This window comes from Pseudomonas sp. NPDC079086, assembly GCF_044542155.1.
Taxonomy (GTDB): domain Bacteria; phylum Pseudomonadota; class Gammaproteobacteria; order Pseudomonadales; family Pseudomonadaceae; genus Aquipseudomonas.
The window spans coordinates 1,216,780-1,237,528 of record NZ_JBITTY010000001.1; the positions used below are offsets into that span (position 1 = coordinate 1,216,780).

The 20,749-nt window shown below is 57.0% G+C and carries 17 protein-coding genes; 13 read left to right on the plus strand and 4 right to left on the minus strand.

Annotation, left to right across the window (positions count from 1 at the left end; translation table 11 throughout):
* The first annotated feature begins 29 nt into the window (after nucleotides 1–29).
* Nucleotides 30–824 (plus strand): acyl-CoA thioesterase, encoded by a 795-nt coding sequence (locus ACIGEK_RS05740; protein ID WP_397492366.1) that lies wholly within the window; start codon nucleotides 30–32, stop codon nucleotides 822–824.
* 21 nt (nucleotides 825–845) lie between these two features.
* On the opposite strand, the gene ACIGEK_RS05745 is transcribed toward ACIGEK_RS05740, so the two are convergent.
* The 3 genes from ACIGEK_RS05745 to ACIGEK_RS05755 form a co-directional block, all read right to left on the minus strand.
* Nucleotides 846–2,081 (minus strand): diguanylate cyclase domain-containing protein, encoded by a 1,236-nt coding sequence (locus tag ACIGEK_RS05745; protein ID WP_397492367.1) that lies wholly within the window; start codon nucleotides 2,079–2,081, stop codon nucleotides 846–848.
* Nucleotides 2,082–2,145: 64 nt separating this feature from the next.
* Complete coding sequence (dbpA, locus tag ACIGEK_RS05750; RefSeq protein WP_397492368.1) at nucleotides 2,146–3,525, minus strand: ATP-dependent RNA helicase DbpA; 1,380 nt, start codon at nucleotides 3,523–3,525, stop codon at nucleotides 2,146–2,148.
* Between the two features lie 86 nt (nucleotides 3,526–3,611).
* On the minus strand, nucleotides 3,612–5,831 hold the full coding sequence (locus ACIGEK_RS05755) for a primosomal protein N' (RefSeq protein WP_397492369.1): 2,220 nt from the start codon (nucleotides 5,829–5,831) through the stop codon (nucleotides 3,612–3,614).
* Nucleotides 5,832–5,986: 155 nt separating this feature from the next.
* Here ACIGEK_RS05755 and rpmE point away from each other — a divergent pair, with 155 nt between their 5' ends.
* The 4 genes from rpmE (at nucleotide 5,987) to ACIGEK_RS05775 (ending at nucleotide 9,836) form a co-directional block, all read left to right on the plus strand.
* Nucleotides 5,987–6,202, plus strand: a complete 216-nt coding sequence (gene rpmE, locus ACIGEK_RS05760) for a 50S ribosomal protein L31 (RefSeq protein WP_274088969.1) — start codon at nucleotides 5,987–5,989, stop codon at nucleotides 6,200–6,202.
* 26 nt (nucleotides 6,203–6,228) lie between these two features.
* A complete protein-coding gene (locus ACIGEK_RS05765; protein WP_397492370.1) occupies nucleotides 6,229–7,029 on the plus strand; it encodes a thermonuclease family protein in 801 nt (266 codons plus the stop codon).
* The gene (locus ACIGEK_RS05770; RefSeq protein WP_397492371.1) at nucleotides 7,026–8,465 is read left to right on the plus strand and encodes a M48 family metalloprotease; all 1,440 of its coding nucleotides are present in this window, start codon (nucleotides 7,026–7,028) and stop codon (nucleotides 8,463–8,465) included. The genes ACIGEK_RS05765 and ACIGEK_RS05770 overlap by 4 nt, the downstream gene beginning before the upstream one ends.
* 102 nt (nucleotides 8,466–8,567) lie before the next feature.
* Nucleotides 8,568–9,836, plus strand: coding sequence for a malic enzyme-like NAD(P)-binding protein (locus ACIGEK_RS05775; protein WP_397492372.1), 1,269 nt, complete (start codon nucleotides 8,568–8,570; stop codon nucleotides 9,834–9,836).
* 97 nt (nucleotides 9,837–9,933) lie between these two features.
* On the opposite strand, the gene ACIGEK_RS05780 is transcribed toward ACIGEK_RS05775, so the two are convergent.
* Nucleotides 9,934–12,348 carry a penicillin-binding protein 1A gene (locus ACIGEK_RS05780; RefSeq protein ID WP_397493088.1) on the minus strand — a complete coding sequence of 805 codons (2,415 nt, stop codon included), beginning with the start codon at nucleotides 12,346–12,348 and terminating at the stop codon, nucleotides 9,934–9,936.
* A 184-nt stretch (nucleotides 12,349–12,532) separates the two neighbouring features.
* Between ACIGEK_RS05780 and ACIGEK_RS05785 the strand changes: the two genes are divergently transcribed.
* The 8 genes from ACIGEK_RS05785 to ACIGEK_RS05820 are packed head-to-tail and all read left to right on the plus strand — an operon-like array spanning nucleotide 12,533 to nucleotide 20,730.
* Nucleotides 12,533–13,597 (plus strand): pilus assembly protein PilM, encoded by a 1,065-nt coding sequence (locus tag ACIGEK_RS05785; protein ID WP_160012933.1) that lies wholly within the window; start codon nucleotides 12,533–12,535, stop codon nucleotides 13,595–13,597.
* Complete coding sequence (pilN, locus tag ACIGEK_RS05790) at nucleotides 13,597–14,169, plus strand: type 4a pilus biogenesis protein PilN (RefSeq protein WP_397492373.1); 573 nt, start codon at nucleotides 13,597–13,599, stop codon at nucleotides 14,167–14,169. The genes ACIGEK_RS05785 and pilN overlap by 1 nt, the downstream gene beginning before the upstream one ends.
* Nucleotides 14,166–14,789 (plus strand): type 4a pilus biogenesis protein PilO, encoded by a 624-nt coding sequence (gene pilO, locus ACIGEK_RS05795; RefSeq protein WP_397492374.1) that lies wholly within the window; start codon nucleotides 14,166–14,168, stop codon nucleotides 14,787–14,789. Before pilN ends, pilO begins: the two co-directional genes overlap by 4 nt.
* On the plus strand, nucleotides 14,786–15,310 hold the full coding sequence (gene pilP, locus ACIGEK_RS05800; RefSeq protein ID WP_397492375.1) for a type 4a pilus biogenesis lipoprotein PilP: 525 nt from the start codon (nucleotides 14,786–14,788) through the stop codon (nucleotides 15,308–15,310). The genes pilO and pilP overlap by 4 nt, the downstream gene beginning before the upstream one ends.
* Nucleotides 15,311–15,364: 54 nt before the next feature.
* Nucleotides 15,365–17,479, plus strand: a complete 2,115-nt coding sequence (gene pilQ, locus ACIGEK_RS05805; protein ID WP_397493089.1) for a type IV pilus secretin PilQ — start codon at nucleotides 15,365–15,367, stop codon at nucleotides 17,477–17,479.
* A gap of 4 nt (nucleotides 17,480–17,483) precedes the next feature.
* Complete coding sequence (gene aroK, locus ACIGEK_RS05810; RefSeq protein ID WP_397492376.1) at nucleotides 17,484–18,002, plus strand: shikimate kinase AroK; 519 nt, start codon at nucleotides 17,484–17,486, stop codon at nucleotides 18,000–18,002.
* A gap of 51 nt (nucleotides 18,003–18,053) precedes the next feature.
* Nucleotides 18,054–19,157, plus strand: a complete 1,104-nt coding sequence (aroB, locus tag ACIGEK_RS05815) for a 3-dehydroquinate synthase (RefSeq protein ID WP_397492377.1) — start codon at nucleotides 18,054–18,056, stop codon at nucleotides 19,155–19,157.
* 10 nt (nucleotides 19,158–19,167) lie between these two features.
* Entirely contained in the window at nucleotides 19,168–20,730 is a 1,563-nt protein-coding gene (locus ACIGEK_RS05820; protein ID WP_397492378.1) for an AAA family ATPase, read from the plus strand.
* Nucleotides 20,731–20,749: the final 19 nt, after the last annotated feature.

Consider the following 20,749-nt stretch of genomic DNA (forward strand, 5'->3'; position numbering starts at 1 on the left):
ACCTCAATAAGCAAAATTCAGGATGAGTGATGAACTTCAACGATGCCATGGTAGCGGTGCGGGCCAGCGCTGCGCTAACCGTTAATATTCCCGAGCAATGGGGCCAGGGCCGCGCCACGTTTGGCGGCATGCTGGCCGCCGTGCTGTTCGAGAAAGTCGCCACGCAAGTGGCTCAGGACCGTCCGATACGTTCTGTGTTGCTGTCCTTTATTGCCCCTGTTGCTCCTGGGGCAATGGAGGTCCAGGTAAAGGTGCTGCGCGAAGGTAGGGGCTCCACCCAGGTGCAAGCGACGGCTTATCAGAATGACCAAGCCTGTGCCGTAATGCTGGCCAGCTTTGGCGGCGATCGGGAGTCCATGCTGAGTGTGGCGCAAGAACGGGCGCCTGCCTTTACCGCTCCGGATGAGGTACAGGCCTTTCCGTATATCCCAGGTCTCACGCCCGACTTCACCCAGTATTTCGATTACCGCTACACACTGGGGAAAATGCCCTTTATGGGCTCTGAGCAAACGACAATGGGCGGTTGGATCAAGCTTCGCGAGGACTCACCGCAGGCCATTTCGGTGGCGGCCATTCTGGCCCTGCTGGATGCCTGGCCGCCGGCAGTGTTCAGTATGTTGAAAAAGCCCACCTCGGGCAGCTCCTTGACCTGGGCCATCAGCTTTGTGGCGGTACCGGAGGCGTGCAGCGCCAATGATTGGTGGCAATACCAGGCGGATATCCAAAGCTCGGCAAACGGCTATAGCCATATCGATGCCCGACTGTGGGATAAGCATGGCCAAGTGGCCGTGCTAAGCCGGCAAACCGTTAGCGTATTTGGCTAATAGGGCTGGCGGGTGGGTTGGCTACTGCCAGCAGTTGCGCCCGCGGCCCAGATTTTTGGCCTGATACAGGCGCAAGTCGGCCTGGTGCAGCAGGCTTTCCAGGTCGTCGGGTGCACCGTGGTAGATGCCGGCGCTGAAGGATAACGGCGGTGCGCCGATGGCGTACTTCAGGGTGGCGCAGTGGCTGCGGAGCTGGTCGAGGGTGTCGCTCAGGGTCGCTGCATCCTGCTGGCTGACCATGGCGAATTCTTCGCCACCCAGACGGCCAAGCAGGGCGTCGGGGAAGGTGGCGGAAAACGCGCGGGCGAAACCAATCAGTGCCGTATCGCCGCTGGCGTGACCGTACTCATCATTGATGCGTTTGAAGAAGTCCAGGTCAATCATCGCCACGCTCAGATCGCGGCCGCCTGAGCGCGCTTGCTGAAACAGCTGCTGGCCATGTTCATAAAACGCGCGGCGATTATTCAGACCTGTCAGCGCATCGAACTGCGCGGCTTGTTTGAGTGCGCGTAGCAGGTCGCGGCGTTCGAGGGTCGACATCACACGGCAGTTGAGTTCTTCCGGGCAGAAGGGCTTGCGCAGGAAATCATCGGCACCGTGTTTGATGAACTTGGCACTGAGTGAGCCTTTGGTGTCGGCTGACAGGCCGAGAATGATCAGCTCGTGGCGTTTCATCTTCTGGCGCAGCAGCTTGACCAGATCAAAGCCGCTGAGGCCGGGCATGCTGTGATCGACCACCAGCAAGTCGATATCCGGCTGCTCCTTGAGAATGCGCAAGGCGTCGTCACCATCGCAGGCTTCGAGAATCTGGTAGCGGTGCGGCGTCAGCACATGGCGGATGTAGTGGCGGGTGGCGTCGGAGTCCTCGGCGATGAGGATTTTCACCTCGCTGTTACTTTCCAGGCGGTGCAGCAGGCGGAAGGCGTACTCGTAGGAGTGCTGACTTTCCTTGAGTACATAATCAACCACGCCCTTGAGCAGCATCTGGTCGCGGCGCTGCTCGTTGTAGGTGCCGCTGAGTACGATGCAGGGCAGGTGATAGCCCATCACCACGTCGACGATCTCGCCGTCCGGGGCGTCCGGCAGGTTGAGGTCGACGATGGCGGCGAAGAACAGCTCTGCCGAAGTTTCCAGCATCACCTGGGCTTCGCCCATGGACGCGCAGAAGATCGGCTGGAAGCCGGTCTCCTTGCGAAACAGATGCTCGAGAATTTTCAGCACCAGGGGGCTGTCTTCGATCACCAGAATATTGCGCAAGGGGGGACTCCTCTGTCGCTGGCAGCGTTAGCGCGCCGTCTATTTAGCTCGTGCGATTAGGCAACTATAGGGTACGAATGCGCAGTGAACGGCCCTTGATCTTGCCTTCGCTGAGGCACTTGAGCGCCTGCATGGCCACGCTGCGCTCAACGGCCACATAGGCCTGGAAGTCGAAGATAGCGATTTTGCCGACCTGCGCGCCAGGGATGCCAGCCTCGCCAGTCAGGGCGCCGAGAATATCGCCGGGGCGCAGTTTGTCTTTGCGTCCCGCGCCAATGCACAGGGTAATCATCGGCGGCTGTAGTGGCGCGCCGCCCTGATGTTTCAGGCTGCTCAGTGGATGCCAATTCAGCGGAGCCCTTTGCAGGGTTTCGATGGCTTGGGCGCGATGGCCTTCGGCTGGGGCCACCAGGCTCATGGCCAGGCCCTTTTCGCCGGCGCGACCGGTACGGCCTACGCGGTGAATGTGAATTTCCGAGTCGCGCGCCAGTTCCACGTTGATCACCATGTCCAGCGCATCGATATCCAGGCCGCGGGCGGCGACATCGGTAGCTACCAGTACCGACAGGCTGCGGTTGGCAAACATCGCCAGCACTTGGTCGCGGTCACGTTGTTCCAGGTCACCGTTCAACGCGGCTGCCGAGATGCCTTTGGCGGTTAGGTGGTCGACTACTTCCTGGCATTGCTGCTTGGTAAAACAGAACGCCACACAGGATTGCGGTCGGTAGCAGTTGAGCAGTTTGACCACTGCCTCCATGCGCTCTTCCGGAGCGATCTCGTAGAAGCGTTGTTCGATCTGCGTGTCGTCGTGCAGGGCGTCGGCTTTGACCTGTTGCGGGTCGCGCATAAAGGTCGCGGACAGCTGCTTGATGCCGCTCGGGTAGGTGGCGGAGAACAGCAGAGTCTGCCGGCGGCTTGGGGTCTGGCTGATGATCTCGGCGATGCTGTCGTAGAAGCCCATGTCGAGCATGCGGTCGGCTTCATCAAGAACCAGCGTATTGAGGCCGTCGAGTTTCAGCGTGCCTTTGCTCAAGTGCTGTTGGATACGTCCCGGGGTGCCGACGATGATTTGTGCACCATGCTCCAGCGAGGCAATCTGCGGGCCGAAGGGCACGCCGCCGCACAGAGTAAGAATTTTGATGTTATCGGCAGAACGCGCCAGGCGGCGCAGCTCTTTCGCCACCTGGTCGGCCAGCTCGCGGGTCGGGCAGATCACCAGTGCCTGGCAGCCAAAGTAGCGGGGGTTAAGCGGGTTGAGCAGGCCGATGCCGAAGGCGGCAGTCTTGCCGCTGCCGGTCTTGGCCTGAGCAATCAGGTCCATGCCCTTGAGCATTACCGGCAGGCTCTGCGCCTGAATCGGGGTCATCTCGCTGTAACCGAGGGACTCGAGGTTCGCCAGCATGGCGGCGGAAAGCGGCAGAGAAGAGAAAGCGGTGTTAGTCACGGTACAGGCCTGCTAAACGAAATGGCGTGCAGTGTAACAGGCTGCGCTGCGTGGCTAGGTGCTATCAGGCGGCCGGTCTTTGGGGGCTAGAACAGGTCGATGGGGTCGACATCCAGCGACCAACGCACGGCGCGGCCGCTGGGCATCTGTTCCAACGCGTGCATCCATGTGTTGAGCAGTCGGTGCAGCGGCGCGCGGGCGTTGGCTTGCACCAGTAGCTGTGCGCGATAACGGCCGGCGCGGCGCTCCATCGGTGCCGGAACGGGGCCGAGCAGTTCGATACCGCTGAGTTTCAACTCGTCCAGCAGCAGCTCGGCTTCACTGCAGGCGTCGTCGAGAAAACCTTCGGCTTGACCTGGTTTGTGTGCCTCGGCGCGTAGCAGGGCGAGGTGGCAGAACGGCGGCAGGCCGGCGCTGCGGCGTTCACTCAGGGCCTGCTCGGCGAAGGCGAAGTAGCCCTGCTCAGTCAGTTGCACCAGCAGCGGGTGGTCGGCCAGGTGGCTTTGGATAATCACTTTGCCAGGCTCTTCAGCCCGTCCGGCCCGCCCGGCGACCTGCACGATCAACTGAGCCATGCGTTCGCTGGCGCGGAAGTCCGCTGAAAACAGCCCGCCGTCGGCATCGAGAATCGCCACCAGGGTGACGCGGGGGAAGTGGTGACCTTTTGCGAGCATCTGGGTGCCGACCAGGATGCATGGCTCACCGCGCTGCACGGTGTTGAACAGGGTGGTCATGGCCTCTTTGCGCGAGGTGCTGTCGCGATCAACGCGTAACACAGGCACATCGGGGAAGAGAATTTCCAGGCGTTCTTCTGCGCGCTCGGTACCTGCTCCGACGGGGCGCAGGTCGACGTTGTTGCATTTCGGGCAGTTGCTCGGCTGGCGCTCTGCGTGGCCGCAGTGGTGGCAGCGCAACTCGCGCGAGCGTTGGTGCACGGTCATGCGTGCGTCACAGCGCGGGCACTCCGACAGCCAGCCGCAGTCATGGCACAGCAGCGTCGGGGCGAAGCCGCGACGGTTAAGGAAGACCAGCACCTGCTGACCGGCCTGCAAGGTCTGCGCGATGGCCTGCTGCATAGGCCCTGAGATACCGGAATCCAGCGGCCGGCTTTTTACATCCAGGCGCAGAAAACGCGGCTGTTTGGCGCCGCCGGCGCGCTCACGCAGGTGCAGCATGGCGTAACGGCCGCTGTGGGCATTGTGCAGGCTTTCCAGCGAGGGCGTGGCCGAGCCCAGGACAATCGGGATGTTTTCCTGGTGCGCGCGCACCACGGCCAGATCGCGAGCGTGGTAGCGCAAACCTTCCTGCTGTTTATACGAGGCGTCGTGCTCTTCATCGATGATGATCAACCCGGGGCGCTGCATCGGCGTAAACAATGCCGAGCGGGTGCCGATGATGATGTCGGCCTCGCCATCACGCGCCGCCAGCCAGGCGTCCAGGCGCTCGCGGTCATTCACTGCCGAGTGCAGCAGGGCGATACGGGCGTTGAAGCGTTGCTCGAAGCGCGCCAAGGTCTGTGGCCCAAGGTTTATCTCTGGGATCAGCACCAGAGCCTGCTTGCCGGCCTCCAGGGTTTCGCGGATCAGCTGCAGGTAAACCTCGGTCTTGCCGCTGCCGGTAACGCCCGCAAGGAGAAAGGTATTGAAGCTATCGAAGCCTGAACGGATAGCTTCGGAGGCAGCGCGTTGCTCGACATTCAGTGGCAGTTCCGGCTGCGCCAGCCAGTTGGCGTGACGTTCGCTCGGCGCATGGCGGCGCACTTCGACCTTGACCAGGCCCTTTTCCAGCAGCAGATCGAGGCTGTCCTTGTTCAGCTGCAGTTTGCTTAGCAGCGGATGGGCGACGCCATGCGGGTGCTGGGCCAGGGTTTTCAGGGCGTCACGCTGGCGCGGTGCCCGGCTCAGGCGCGGATCATCGAGCTGCGCCCCTTCAGTGATCGACCAGAAACGCTGCTGACGCGCTTCCGCCGGCTCACCTTGGCGTAGCAACACTGGCAGCGCCCAACTCAGGGTGTCGCCGAGGCTGTGCTGGTAATACTGCGCGGTCCATAGGCACAGTTTAAACAACGCCGGCGGCAGTGGTGACTGGGCGTCAAGCAGTTGCAGGGCGGGCTTGAGCTTTTCGGCGGGTACTTCGCTGTGATCGGTCACCTCGATCAGGATGCCGATCATCTCGCGCCGACCAAATGGCACGCGCAGCCGTGCGCCTGGCTGCAAGGCGCTGCGCGGCACACCGGGTGGGGCACGGTAGTCGAACAGGCGGCGCAGCGGCGAAGGCAAGGCGAGGCGCAAAATGACGTCAGGCACGCAAAGGCTCCAGCTGGAAGGGCGCGATCTTAGCATGCAGTCAGTCGACGGCCGGCCTTGCGTCGCTGCGGTGCTCTGGTATTATCGCCGGCCTAATTCCGTGCGGTACCTGACAATAGTGTCTGGTGGCGGCACGACAGTCCTGAGGAATCACCATGAAAGCCGATATCCACCCGAACTATGTAGCCATCACCGCCACCTGCAGCTGTGGCAACGTGATCGAAACTCGCTCCACCCTGGGCAAAGCTCTGCCTCTGGACGTGTGCAACGAGTGCCACCCGTTCTACACCGGCAAGCAGAAAATGCTGGATACCGGCGGCCGTGTTGATCGCTTCAAGCAGCGTTTCGGCATGTTCGGCGCCAAGCAGTAAGCTTGCGCGCAGCGACGGAGACCCACATGGGTTACCCCGCGCTACTGAAAAAGGCGTCCCTTGTGGGCGCCTTTTTCGTTTTCGGCGTTTACTCCGGCGTCGCCCTGGCGTTCTGTCCGGCGCCGGACAACTTGCCCAGCGTCAAGGTGCAGCGCGTGGTGGATGGCGACACCCTACGCCTGGTCGATGGGCGTGCTGTGCGGTTGATTGGCCTCAATACTCCTGAAATGGGTCGTCAGGGCCGTTCTGCCGAGCCCCTTGCCGAGGCCGCGCGCAAACGCCTGCAAGCGCTGGTGGCTGCCAGCGATGAGCGCGTCGTGTTGCAGCTCGGCAAGCAGGCCAAGGATCACTACGGGCGTACTCTGGCGCACGCCTATGACAACCGTGGGCGTAACCTGGAGGCACAGTTGCTCGCTGAGGGCCTGGGTTATCTGGTGGCTGTCGCGCCCAATTTGGCGCTGGTGCAGTGCCAGCAGGCTGCCGAGCGCGTTGCGCGGAAGGCGCGTGTAGGGCTCTGGCAGCGTTCACCAGTGCAAGCGCCCAAGCAGTTGAACAGCGGCGGCTTTGCCCTGCTCCAGGGCCGGGTCCAGCATGTCGAGCGCAATGGTGGTGGGCTGTGGCTGGAGATGGGCGATTCGCTGGTGCTGCATATCGCGCCCCGTGCGTTGGGCAATTTTGATCTGCGCGCAGTCCAACGCCTTGAAGGGCACACGGTTGAGGCTCGCGGCTGGGTGGTCGACCGCACCAAACGTGGCGGTTTGCGTGCTGGGCAGGCGCGCTGGATGTTGCCGTTGACCGATAAAGCCATGCTGGAGGTGCTGCCATGATCCTGCGCGTACTGACCTTGTTCGTCCTGCTGATGCAGCTGGCGGGTTGCGCGGTCAACCCGGCCACCGGGCGCAGTAATTTCGTGATGATGAGCGAGCAGCAAGAGCTTGACCTCGGCCGTCGCTACAACCAGCAAATCCTCAAGGAAAACCCGCGCTACGCCGATGAGAAACTGCAGGCTTATGTGCAGCAGGTCGGTGAACGGGTGGCGAAGCACAGTCATCGTAACCAGCTGGCCTATCAATTCACCCTGGTCGACAGCCCGGAGATCAACGCCTTTGCCTTGCCGGGCGGCTACATCTATATCCATCGCGGGCTGCTGGCTTATCTCAGCTCGGAAGCTGAACTGGCCGCCGTGCTTGGCCATGAAGTGGGTCACGTTACCGCGCGGCACAGCGTGCAGCAGCAAAGCCAGTCGACTGCCTGGGGCTTGCTCGGCCAGGCCGTGGCGATTGGTACCGGTGTGGGCGCCGCCGCCGATGTTACTGGCGTGCTGGGCAGTGCTTTTGTGCGTGGCTATGGTCGCGATATGGAACTGGAGGCCGATGGCCTCGGCGCGCAGTACCTGGCACGTAGCGGCTATGACCCGCAGGCGATGATCGAAGTGGTCAAGGTGCTGAAGAATCAGGAAGACTTCGCCCGCGATCAAGCGGCCGCGCGCGGTGAGGCGCAACCTGCTGGCGGCTACCATGGGCTGTTCGATACCCACCCTGATAACGACAGGCGTTTGCAGCAGGTGTTGGGCCCGGCGCGGGCCTTGGCCACGGGCCAGCAAGAGGTCAATCGCGAAGGCTTTCTCAAGCGTCTGGAAGGCTTGCCCTTTGGTGATTCCGCCGAAACCGGCGTGCGTCGTGGCCAGCGTTTTTACCATGGCGATCTGAACTTTACCCTGGCGTTTCCCCAGGGCTGGAGCCTGCTTAATCGTCCGGATGCGCTGATTGGTCACACTGCCGATCAGCAGGCATTTATCGCCATGACGTTGGAAGACAATCCACAAAAGCTGTCACCGGCTGAGCTGTTGCGTCAGCGCGTTGGCGGCCAGCGTCTGGTGGCTGGCGTCGAGTTGCAGCAGGCCGGCCTCAAGGGCTATAGCGCGGTAATTCCCGGCAATGCTGCCAAGCGTGTGGCGGTTATTCAGCATGGCTCACGGGTTTATCTGTTTGTGGCTGCGGTACGTGGTCGCGCCTCACTGGAAAGCCAGGATGAGCAGTTTCTCAGCGTGATCAAAAGCTTTAGGCCGATGACCCGTGCCGAGCATCAAGAAGCGCAACCGCTGCGCCTGCATATGGTCAAGGCCAAAGCGGGGCAAACCATCGAGGCGCTGGCAAAAGGCAGCAAGCTGCCAGGTGATGCGCTGAAGACCCTGCGTCTGCTGAATAACCTCTATCCGTCAGGCCAGCCGCGTGCTGGCGACTGGCTGAAGGTCGTGCGCTAGGGCCCGCGTGCCCATCCGGACTTGTCAGTCTTGTGCAGCTGTATACAACTTGCGTATCCTCGGCCGCCTGCCTGTTCAACAGCCCAAAGCGGAAATGCCAACATGTCTGATTTGAAAACAGCCGCTCTCGAATATCACGCCCATCCCCGTCCGGGTAAGCTGAGTGTCGAGCTAACCAAGCCCACCGCAACCGCACGCGATCTGTCCCTGGCCTACAGCCCGGGTGTCGCTGAGCCTGTGCGCGAAATCGCGCGTGATCCGGAGTTGGCGTATCGCTACACCGGCAAAGGCAACCTGGTGGCAGTCATTTCCGACGGTACCGCTATTCTCGGTCTCGGTGATCTCGGCCCACTGGCTTCCAAGCCGGTGATGGAAGGTAAAGGTGTACTGTTCAAGCGCTTTGCCGGTATTGACGTATTCGATATTGAAGTCGAGTCCGAGAGCCCGCAGGCCTTTATCGACACCGTACGCCGTATCTCAATCACCTTCGGTGGCATCAACCTGGAAGACATCAAGGCGCCCGAGTGCTTTGAGATTGAACGCACGCTGATCGAACAGTGCGATATTCCAGTGTTCCACGATGACCAGCACGGCACCGCAATCGTGACTGCGGCCGGCATGCTCAACGCCCTGGAAATCGCCGGCAAGACCCTGCCGGAAGCCAAGATCGTCTGCCTGGGCGCCGGCGCTGCCGCCATCTCCTGCATGAAGTTGCTGGTGAGCATGGGCGCCAAGGTTGAGAACATCTTTATGATCGACCGCAAAGGCGTGATCCACGCCGGCCGCGACGATCTGAACCAGTACAAGGCGGTATTCGCCAGCGAAACCGACAAGCGCACCCTGGCTGATGCGCTGGACGGTGCTGATGTATTCGTCGGCCTGTCGGGTGCCAACCTGCTGGCTCCGGAAGACCTCAAGCGCATGGCACCGAGCCCGATCGTGTTCGCCTGCTCCAACCCTGACCCGGAAATCAAGCCGGAGCTGGCTCATGAAGTGCGTAATGACGTGATCATGGCCACCGGTCGTTCCGACTACCCGAACCAGGTCAACAACGTGCTGGGCTTCCCGTTCATCTTCCGTGGTGCCCTGGACGTTCGCGCGACTCGCATCAACGAAGAAATGAAGATCGCTGCAGCCCTGGCCCTGCGTGACCTGGCCAAGCTGCCGGTGCCGCAGGAAGTCTGTGACGCCTACGGCGGCATTGCCCTGTCGTTCGGCCGTGAGTACATCATTCCGAAGCCGATGGACCCGCGTCTGATTACTGTGGTCTGCGATGCTGTGGCCAAGGCTGCGATTGAAAGCGGTGTGGCGACGCTGCCATATCCGAAGCATTACCCGCTGCAGTCGGTAAACGACGTGTTCAACGGCTAAGCGCTTAGCTCAAGAGCAATAAAAAACCCGCTACGGCGGGTTTTTTATTGGCGCTATTTTGGCTTTGCCGGGCGTCATGCATCTGCCGCAAGAGGCCTTAGAACAGGTCGATTGGCGCTGTCTCATCGGCAGGCAGCGGGCTGCCCGGGATGTACATGCCAGGCTCAAACTCGCCCATGGGTGGCGGCGAGTCCTCACTCTTGAACAGCTCGAAATAGGCTTCCGGTGTATCGGGTGTAGCTGCACGGCCGCTGTGTGGGTCGATGCGCAAGGTCAGCAGGCCTTCGGGTTCGGCCAGTATGTGGCTGGGCTTGTCCTTCAACGCGGCGCCCATGTAGCTCATCCAGATCGGCAGGGCCACGGTGCCACCGTATTCATTGCGGCCAAGGCTTTCCGGTTGGTCGAATCCGGCCCAGACGGTGGTGATGTAGTCGGCGTTATAGCCGGAGAACCAGCTGTCTTTCGACTCGTTGGTGGTGCCGGTTTTGCCCGCCAGGTCATCGCGGCCCAGGGCCATGGCACGGCGACCAGTGCCGCGCTTGATCACGTCCTGGAGCATGCTGGTCATGATGTACGCGGTGCGCTCATCGATGATCTGTTCGGCCTGTAGCGGTTCAGGCGGCAGTGGCTGGTCGCCAACGCTGAGTTGCAAGGCGCTGCTCTGTGCTGCGCGCTGGGCGATGCCTGTCGGGGTTTGCGCCGGATTGGCATTGAACAGTTGTTTGCCGGTGCGGTCTTCGATCCGCTCGATCAGGTAAGGCTCTGTCTTGTAGCCGCCGCTGGCAAACACACTCCAGCCTTCGGCGATCTCCATTGGTGTCAGGCTCGCGGTGCCTAGTGCCAGGGACAGGTTGGGCGGCAGGTCCTTCTTCTCAAACCCAAAGCGTTCTATATAGCTTAGGGTGCTGTCGATGCCGAGGTCCTGCAGCAGTCGAATGGAGACCAGGTTGCGCGATCGGTACAAGGCTTCGCGCAGGCGGATAGGGCCGAGGAAGGTGTTGTTGTCATTCTTCGGTCGCCATACCTGAGACAGCGCATCGTCGGCGAACACAATCGGTGCGTCATTGACCAGGGTGGCGGCGGTGTAGCCTTTATCCAGCGCGGCGCTGTACACGAAGGGTTTGAAGCTCGAGCCCGGCTGGCGCTTGGCTTGTGCGGCGCGGTTATAGTTGCTTTGTTCGAAGGAGAAACCACCGACCAGTGCGCGAATGGCGCCATTGTTCGGGTCCAGCGAGACCAGGGCGCTTTGCGCTGCCGGTAGCTGAACAAAACGCAGGCTGCCGTCTTCCTGGCTCTGCACGCGGATCAGATCACCGACCTGGCTGACATCGGCAGGCTGCTGTGGGCGTGGGCCCATGCTGTTGGTATTCAGGAACGGCCGTGCCCATTTCATGCTGTCCCAAGCCACTGCGTGTTCTTCGCCATTACGCAGCAGGACCATAATCCCGCTTTTCTCCACGCCAGTAACAATGGCTGGCTCCAGGCCGCCGAGAGCGGTTTGCTTGCTCAGTTCGGCTTGCCAGTTTTCCTTGGTCATTCCGGGCAAACGGCTTTCCGGCCCGCGATAGCCGTGGCGTTGATCGTAAGCGATCAATCCCTCGCGGACTGCCGAATTGGCCGCGAGTTGTAGGTCGCTGGATACCGTAGTGGTGACGTTGAAACCATCGGTGTAAGCCTCGCTGCCGTAGCGGCCGACCATTTCTGCGCGTGCCATTTCAGCTATGTAGGGTGCCGCCAGTTCCGGTGCCGGTACGTGGTAGCTGACGTTGATGGGTTCAGCGAGGGCTTCTTCATAGCGCTGTTTATCGATGCGGCCGAGGCCGTACATGCGCCCAAGAATCCAGTCCCGGCGCTCCATTGAGCGTGCTGGGTTGGCCAGAGGATTATAGCGTGATGGGGCTTTTGGTAGGCCGGCAATCATTGCCATTTGTGCAAGGCTGGCCTCGCGTATGGATTTGCCGTAATAAACCTGTGACGCGGCTTCAATACCGTAGGCGCGATTACCCAGATAAATCTTGTTCACATAAAGTTCAAGAATTTCGTTCTTACTGAGCTCCCGCTCAATTTGCAGTGCCAGAAGTATCTCGTTGATCTTGCGCGAGAAACTTCTTTCGCTGGTGAGGAAGAAGTTCTTCGCCACTTGCATGGTAATGGTGCTGCCGCCGGATTGGATCTGCCCGCTTTTCAAAATTTGCGTTGCAGCGCGCATCAGGCTGGTAAGGTCGACGCCATAATGGTTGGCAAAATTGTCGTCCTCGGCTGCCAGCAAGGCGCTGATGAAATCCTGAGGGATATCGGCAAAGGCGATTGGCGAGCGGCGCATTTCACCAAATTCGGCAATCAGCTTGGCGTCGCTGCTGTAAACGCGCAGGGGAATCTGCAGCTTAATGCTGCGCAAAGATTCGACGGATGGGAGGCTAGGGCTAAGATAGAGGTAGGCCCCGCTGAAACTGAGGACCAGGCCACAAAAAGCGGCGAGGCAAGACCAGCAAAAAAAACGCAAAAGACGCATCAAGATTTTTGGATTTCCAGATAAAAGAATGGGTTAAGCGGAACACAAGGTTAAAAGAGAAAAACTGATCACATTATAAGCGGTTTTTTTGCTGGGTAGCCATTTGCGCTTCTGTCAAGACTGTTATTTAATGTGAAAAAACATAAATAGTCCGTAAGTCGCGGATGCCAATAGGAAATCGGTCGTGCTAGGGCTCTTCAATAAGAAAGCGAATACGCTACTCGGGATCGATATTAGTTCGACCTCCGTCAAGCTCCTCGAATTGAGCCGCTCCGGAAGCCGCTACAAAGTAGAGGCTTACGCAGTCGAGCCGCTCCCGCCAAACGCGGTGGTCGAAAAGAACATCGCCGAGTTGGAAGGGGTGGGGCAGGCTCTTTCACGTGTGCTTGCCAAAGCCAAGAGCGGTGTGAAAACCGTGGCGGTGGCGGTGGCGGGATCAGCTGTTATTACCAAGACTATCGAAATGGAAGCCGGGCTTTCCGATGACGAGCTTGAAAATCAGCTGAAAATCGAGGCCGATCAGTACATTCCCTATCCGCTAGAAGAAGTCGCAATCGATTTCGAAGTGCAGGGTGCGTCTGCGCGCAATGCCGATCGAGTTGACGTGCTGCTTGCCGCTTGCCGCAAGGAAAACGTTGAAGTTCGCGAGGCGGCCCTGGCGCTCGCGGGTCTTACCGCCAAAGTGGTTGATGTCGAAGCCTATGCGCTTGAGCGTGCATACGGTCTGTTGATTGATCAGCTTGGTGGTGGTCGAGATGAACTGACCGTCGCGGTGGTCGATATCGGTGCAACCATGACCACGCTCAGCGTCCTGCACAACGGTCGCACTATCTATACCCGTGAGCAGCTGTTTGGCGGCAAACAACTCACCGAAGAAATTCAGCGCCGCTATGGTTTATCCGTCGAAGAAGCTGGCCTTGCCAAGAAGCAAGGCGGCTTGCCAGATGACTATGACAGCGAAGTGCTGCAGCCGTTTAAGGAAGCTGTAGTTCAGCAGGTTGCACGTTCGTTGCAGTTCTTCTTCGCTGCCGGGCAGTTCAATGATGTCGACTACATCCTGTTGGCAGGAGGTACTGCGTCGATTCCAGACCTTGACCGTTTGATTCAGCAAAAAATAGGCACCCAGACATTGGTCGCCAACCCATTCGCTGAAATGGCACTGAGTGGCAAGGTTAATGCCGGTGCGCTTGCCAGCGATGCGCCAGCCTTGATGATTGCCTGTGGTCTGGCGATGAGGAGTTTCGACTAATGGCGCGGATTAACCTTCTACCTTGGCGCGAGCAGCTACGCGAAGAGCGTAAGCAGCGCTTTTTGGTAACGCTTGCGGGTGTATTTGTTGTGGCGGCAGGCGTTGTATTTCTCGGGGATCAGTATCTCAACGGGGCCATTGAGCAGCAGGATGCCCGGAATGAGTTTGTGCGCAAGGAAATTGCTGTTTTGGATGCCCGGATTAAAGAGATCAGTGAGCTGAGAACTCGTCGTCAGCAGCTTCTTGAGCGGATGAAGATTATTCAAGACTTGCAAGGTAATCGGCCGATTATTGGGCGTGTTTTTGATCAACTGGTTAGAACATTGCCTGACGGTGTTCATTTCACTGGCGTGAAAATGACCGCGAAAAATATCGCTATTGTTGGTGCAGCTGAATCTAATAATCGTGTATCGAATTTAATGCGAAACCTAGACGCTTCTGAATGGTTAACTGCGCCAAATCTTACCGAGGTTAAGTCAGTGACAGCTGGTGCAGTTGATCAAGCTAATATATTCCAATTGAGCGTGCAGCAGACCCAGCCTACGCTTGCGGCAGAGGAGGCTAAGCAATGAGTCTTAACGATTCTTTAGAAAGCCTGCGACAGATTGATTTGAGCGATCTTGATTTTAATAATGTGGGCTCCTGGCCAGCGGCGGTAAAATTTATTTCGGGCATTCTCTTGCTAGTGGCAGTTCTAGCTTTGGGTTATAACTTTCACCTTAAAGACCTGCAAACCCAATTGGAGGGTAAGCGTGCGGAAGAGGTTTCTCTTAAAGATCAGTTCTCAAGTAAAGCGTTCCAAGCTGCAAATTTAGATGCCTATAAAGAGCAAATGCAGGAAATGGAGGTTTCTTTTGGTGCCCTTCTGAAGCAATTGCCAAGTGATACGGAAGTGCCAGGTCTACTTGAGGATATTACGCGGACAGGTTTGGGGAGTGGTTTAGAATTTGAGGAAATTAAGCTCCTTCCTGAAGTTGCTCAGCAGTTTTATATCGAGCTGCCAATTCAGATTAAAGTTGTTGGCGGCTACCATGATCTGGCGACCTTTGTAAGTGGCGTTGCTAGTCTCCCGCGAATTGTAACTCTGCATGATTTTGATTTGGTTCCTGCGGCTGCTGGTAGTTCATCTAAATTGAGGATGGGTATACTTGCTAAGACTTATCGATATAATGATAAAGGTGGCCAGCAATGAATTTGCGTTTTCTCTTTATTTTTATTTCTATTCTTAGCTTGGGCGGATGTGGTGTAGGCAGTGACTTCTCTGACTTGCAGCTTTACATGGATGAAGTGCGTGCGCGGCCTAAAGGAGAGATTGAGCCTTTGCCAAAGTTTCAAGCGTATGAGAGCTTTTCATACAGTGCAGCATCGCTACGGAGTCCATTTCAGCCCCCGATTACGCTTGATGTTGTGGCTAAACAGAAAGGCGCTGGTAATGTAAAGCCTGATGAGGGGCGTACTAAGCAGTTTCTTGAAGGTTTTAATATAGAAATTTTCGAAATGGTTGGTGCTCTATCTAATTCAAGTGGAACTTTTGCACTGGTAAGTGGTGCTGGTGGAGTGCATCGAGTTAAAGTTGGCGATTATCTTGGCCGAAATCACGGGAAGATTCAGGCTTTAGATGAGTCTAAAATTGAAGTGCTTGAAATAGTTCCAGATGGTGAGGGTGGTTGGTTGGAGCGGCCGCGGAGCTTACCCCTCAAGGAGCGCTCTTAAAGGAGCGGGATTACTATGAAGAAAAATAATCTATCTGCTCGGCGGAACATAATGATGAATAACTCCCCTATTGTTTATGGCCTTACACTGATGGCCGTATTCCTTTCTCCCTCTATTCTTGCGGCAAACTTGAATGCCCTAGATGTTTCTGCATTGCCAGGCGATCGCGTTGAGCTAAAGCTTACTTTTGACGAGCCAGTTCTGGCGCCGAGAGGCTACACAATTGAACAGCCTGCACGTATTGCTTTGGACTTGCCCGGTGTGTCGAATAAGTTGGGTGCGAAAAATCGTGAGTTGAGTGTCGGTAATGCGCGTAGCGTAACGGTCGTTGAAGCTAAAGACCGGACCCGATTGATCGTTAATCTAACTACCCTTGCGCCATACAGTACTCGTGCCGAAGGGAATAATTTGTATGTTGTTGTTGGGGAGGGTACTAGCGCGGTAGCCGCTCCGGTGTCGCTTCCTGTTGCTCCGAGTGTTTCTGCGTCACAGAAATTTAAGTACGTGACTCAAAAAAAGGAGATAAACAGTATCGATTTCCAGCGTGGCGATCAGGGTGAGGGGAATATTATTATTAGTCTTTCCGATTCGACCCTTAGTCCTGATATTCAGGATCAAGGTGGAAAGATTAAGTTGAAGTTCTCTAAAACAATGCTCCCTGATGCGTTGAAGGTAAAGCTGGATGTCAAGGATTTTGCAACACCTGTACAGTTTGTTAGTTCGTCTGAATCTAGCGGCGACGCGGTTATAGTTATCGAGCCTGTTGGTTTTTACGACTATCTCGCCTATCAGGCCGATAACAAGCTGACTATAAGTGTCAAGCCATTAAGTCAAAGTGATGTTGAGCAGCAAAAGAAAGAGAATTTCGCTTATAATGGTGAAAAGCTTTCTTTGAACTTTCAAGATATTGATGTTCGTTCCGTTCTCCAGCTGATTGCGGATTTTACTGATCTTAACTTGGTTGCCAGCGATACTGTTTCAGGAAATATTACGTTGCGGTTGCAAAACGTTCCTTGGGATCAGGCTCTAGACCTTGTGCTGAAAACGAAGGGTTTAGATAAACGCAAGGTCGGTAATGTTTTAATGGTTGCACCAGCAGATGAGATTGCCGCTCGTGAGCGTCAAGAGCTTGAGGCCAAAAAGCAAGTGGCTGAGTTAGCTCCGCTCCGGAAAGATGTTATTCAACTTAATTATGCAAAGGCTTCTGATATAGCAAAAATATATGAGGATAATGACTCGAAGGGCGTGCTGAAAGATGATATGCGTGGGTCTGTTATTTTTGATGATCGAACGAATACCCTCATCGTTACTCTTACTCAAGAGAGGATTGATGAGCTGCGTCGTATTGTTACCCAGTTGGATATTCCGGTTCGCCAGGTAATGATTGAGGCACGAATAGTCGAGGCTAATGTTGATTTTGACAAGTCTCTTGGTGTGCGCTGGGGCGGGAATTTTTGGAGTGGCGACAAGTGGAACTCTTGGGGCAAAGACGGTAATTTGGGTGTTGAGGAAAATGACGAGGGCGGTACTGTTGGGCGTTTTCCTGGTCTTAGAACCTCTCCGGTCAATAGCCCTTTTGTCGATTTAGGTGCTGCAGCAGCAACAAGTGGGTTTGGTATTGGATTTGTTACAGATAACGTTATTTTGGATCTTCAACTGAGTGCAATGGAGAAAACCGGCTCTGGTGAGGTTGTGTCGCAGCCTAAAGTTGTAACTGCTGATAAAGAGACTGCAAAAATCTTGAAAGGCTCTGAAGTTCCCTATCAAGAGGCCAGTTCAAGTGGCGCGACGAGTACGTCTTTTAAGCAGGCGGCACTCTCTCTTGAGGTTACTCCTCAGATTACGCCGGACAACCGTGTGATTATTGAAGTTAAAGTTACCAAGGATGCTCCTGATTTCTCGCAAGCGGCTGCAACAGGCGGGGTACCGTCCATCAATAAGAATGAAGTCAATGCCAAAGTTCTTGTTGCAGATGGTGAAACTATTGTAATCGGCGGCGTGTTCTCTAACACGCAATCTAAATCTGTCGACAAAGTTCCATTTTTAGGCGACTTGCCTTATGTGGGGCGCCTCTTTAGGCGTGATTTGGTACAGGATAAGAAATCAGAGCTGTTGATCTTCCTCACGCCTCGTATCATGAATAATCAAGCAATCGCGGTGAGTCGTTGATTCAGTGCGGAACTTGATCCTCGTTGGCCCGATGGGGGCTGGTAAAAGCACCATCGGGCGTTTGCTTGCTAAAGAGCTGCGGCTACCTTTCAAAGACTCTGATAAAGAGATTGAGCAGCGCACGGGCGCGGATATTCCCTGGATCTTCGATGTTGAAGGTGAGCAGGGTTTTCGTGAGCGTGAGCAGGCAGTAATTGCGGAGCTTTGTGATGTTGACGGTATGGTTTTGGCAACTGGTGGCGGTGCGGTAATGCGTGCTGAAAATCGTGTTGCACTGAGGCGAGGCGGTCATGTGGTATATCTGCATGCGTCTGTTGAGCAGCAGGTTGACCGTACTTCACGTGATCGCAATCGGCCGCTGTTGCGTGCGGCTGATCCGGGTAAGGTTCTGGCTGAATTACTGGCAGTTCGTGATCCGCTTTACCGTGAAGTCGCCGATGTAGTGGTCGAAACTGACGAGCGTCCGCCTCGTCTGGTGGTACAAGAGATCCTTGAGCGTCTTGAGGCGCTTTCTCCCCGTTAAAGCGCAGGCTGAACTGCGCTATCCTAGGCCCCTTTGTAACTTGGGGGCTTTATGCAGATTCTTCATGTCGATCTTGGTGAACGCAGTTACCCGATCTATATCGGTTCCGAGCTGTTGGCTCGTGATGATTTGCTGGCGGCTCACATTGTCGGTCGACAAGTCGCGATAGTAACCAATGAGACAGTTGCTCCCCTTTATCTTGCTGCGCTTGAGCGTTCGCTCGCGGGTTATGCCATCACCTCTGTGGTGTTGCCTGACGGTGAGCGTTATAAAACCTGGGAAACCCTGCAGCTGGTTTTTGATGGGTTGCTGGGTACGCGACATGACCGCCGCACAACCGTCATCGCTTTGGGTGGCGGTGTAATTGGTGATATGGCGGGGTTTGCAGCGTCGTGTTATCAGCGCGGTGTGAACTTTATCCAGGTGCCAACCACGCTGCTGTCGCAGGTCGATTCATCTGTTGGCGGCAAAACCGGGATCAACCATCCGCTGGGTAAGAATATGGTGGGGGCCTTCTATCAGCCGCAAGCCGTGTTGATCGATACCGCCACGCTGGCGACCTTGCCTGCTCGTGAGTTGTCTGCTGGTTTGGCAGAAGTGATCAAGTACGGCTTGATCTGTGATGAACCATTCCTGTCCTGGCTTGAGGAGCATATGCCTGCATTGCGTGCCCTTGATCAGGAAGCCCTGACCGCTGCGATTGCTCATTCCTGTGCGGCCAAGGCTCGTGTTGTCGCTGCTGATGAGCGTGAGTCGGGTGTCCGCGCTACGTTGAATCTTGGGCATACTTTCGGTCATGCCATTGAGACGCATCAGGGCTATGGCGCCTGGCTGCATGGTGAGGCTGTAGCCGCTGGTACCGTTATGGCGTTGGATATGTCCGAGCGTTTAGGTTGGATTAGTGCGTCTGAGCGTGAGCGGGCCGTTCGGTTGTTTATTGCCGCAGGCTTGCCGGTTACTCCTCCTGAGGAGATGGCGCCTGAGGACTTTATGGAGCATATGGCTGTCGACAAGAAGGTTCTCGATGGCAAGCTGCGCCTGGTGTTGTTGCGCGGCTTGGGTGAGGCGGTTGTAACCGGTGATTTTCCCCGGGAAATTTTGAATGCCACGTTGAGCGCAGATTATGCCGCGCAGCTGGCTCAGCTTAAAAATTAACGAGTGTCCCATGACAAGTCTGCATGCTGACGAGGCGTTTCTCGATCATTACCACTTCACCCATGACCCCTTCGGTTCGCGGGTGCCTGGTTTTAAGTTTTTTCCCGCGCAGCGCAAGCCGGTGCTTGGTCAGTTGCACCACTTGGCGCGCTATAGCCAACTGTTGCTGGTGGTCAGTGGCCCGGATGGTAGTGGCAAAACCTTGCTGCGCCAGGCGCTGGTAGCGAGCACTAATAAGCAGGCGGTGCAAAGTGTGGTGGTGTCCGCGAGGGGAGCGTCTGATCCTGCGAGCATCTTGCGCCAAGTCGCGCAGGGGCTGCAGGTGCAGCGGCCCGAGTTGCCGGCCATTCTGGCGCAGGCCGGGCAGCTAGCGCTGACCGGCCAGGAAGTGTACGTGCTGGTTGATGATGCCGAGGATCTCAGTGATGCGGCGCTGACCAGTTTGTTGAGCCTGGCTGTCGGCAATGCTGATGGTCGACCGCATGTCTTTCTCTTTGCTGATTCGCAGCTGTTGCCGCGTCTTGAGCATGTGGCGGCGGGTGATGAGTGTTTTCATGTTATTGAGCTGCAGCCTTATGGCGAGGATGAAACGCGTGAGTACCTGACTCAGCGCCTCGAGGGTGCGGGGCAGGGTATTGAGGTTTTCAGCGATGACCAGGTTGCGGATATTCATGAGCAATCTGCTGGCTGGCCAGGGGTAATCAACCAGGTCGCGCGCGAATCGTTGGTCGAGGCAATGTTGGCGCAGCGCGGCGCGGCGAGCCGCGGTGGTTTTTCGTTCAGCTTGCCGCGCAAGCATCTGCTGGCCCTCGCTGTAGTGGCTATCGGTGTGATGGCTGCCTGGTTGATGCAGGGGCGGGTGGTTAAGGATGTTGATGCGCCTGTGATTGCACAGTTACCACTCGGTGACGCTCCTCCGCCGGCAGTCATTGCCGAGCCGGCTACAGCTGCTACTTCAGTGGTTGCGCCTGCGATTCAATTCGAGGGTGCCAACCAGCCACTGCCGTTGCCTTTGGTGGGCGAGGCGCAACCCGTTATTCGTGAGCCTTTGGCTCAGGCGGCTGGTTTGAGTGACGCGGAAGAGGCTGACGCTTCGGGTGCGGCGGATATCGCGCCTGAGCCGGCTGTTTCGGTGAATGTGCCGGTTGCTCCTGTAGTGACTGAGCCAGCCAAGGTTGCGCCTCCGGTTGCTCCGCCGGTAGTCAAGCCAGTTGCTCCGGTGGCGGCTGCGGCACCGCCGCCAGCTAAGCCGCAAGCACCTGCTGCTGCGGCCAAACCTGCTGCTACTGGTGATTGGTATTCCGCGCAGGTTGGCTCGCGTTATACCCTGCAGATACTTGGTGCGCGCTTGGAAAGTGGCGCGCAGGCTTTTGTAAAAGCCAATGGCGCGGATTATCGCTATTTCAAGAAACAGCATCAGGGTAAGCCGCTCTACGTGGTCACCTATGGCAGCTTTGCCACGCGCGATGCCGCACAGGCGGCCTTGCGCACACTGCCTGCCAAGGTGCAGGCTGGTAAGCCCTGGCCGCGTAACTTCGCTGGCATTCAGCAAGAAATTGCCCAGGCGCGCTAGCTGATACACTTCAGCGCAT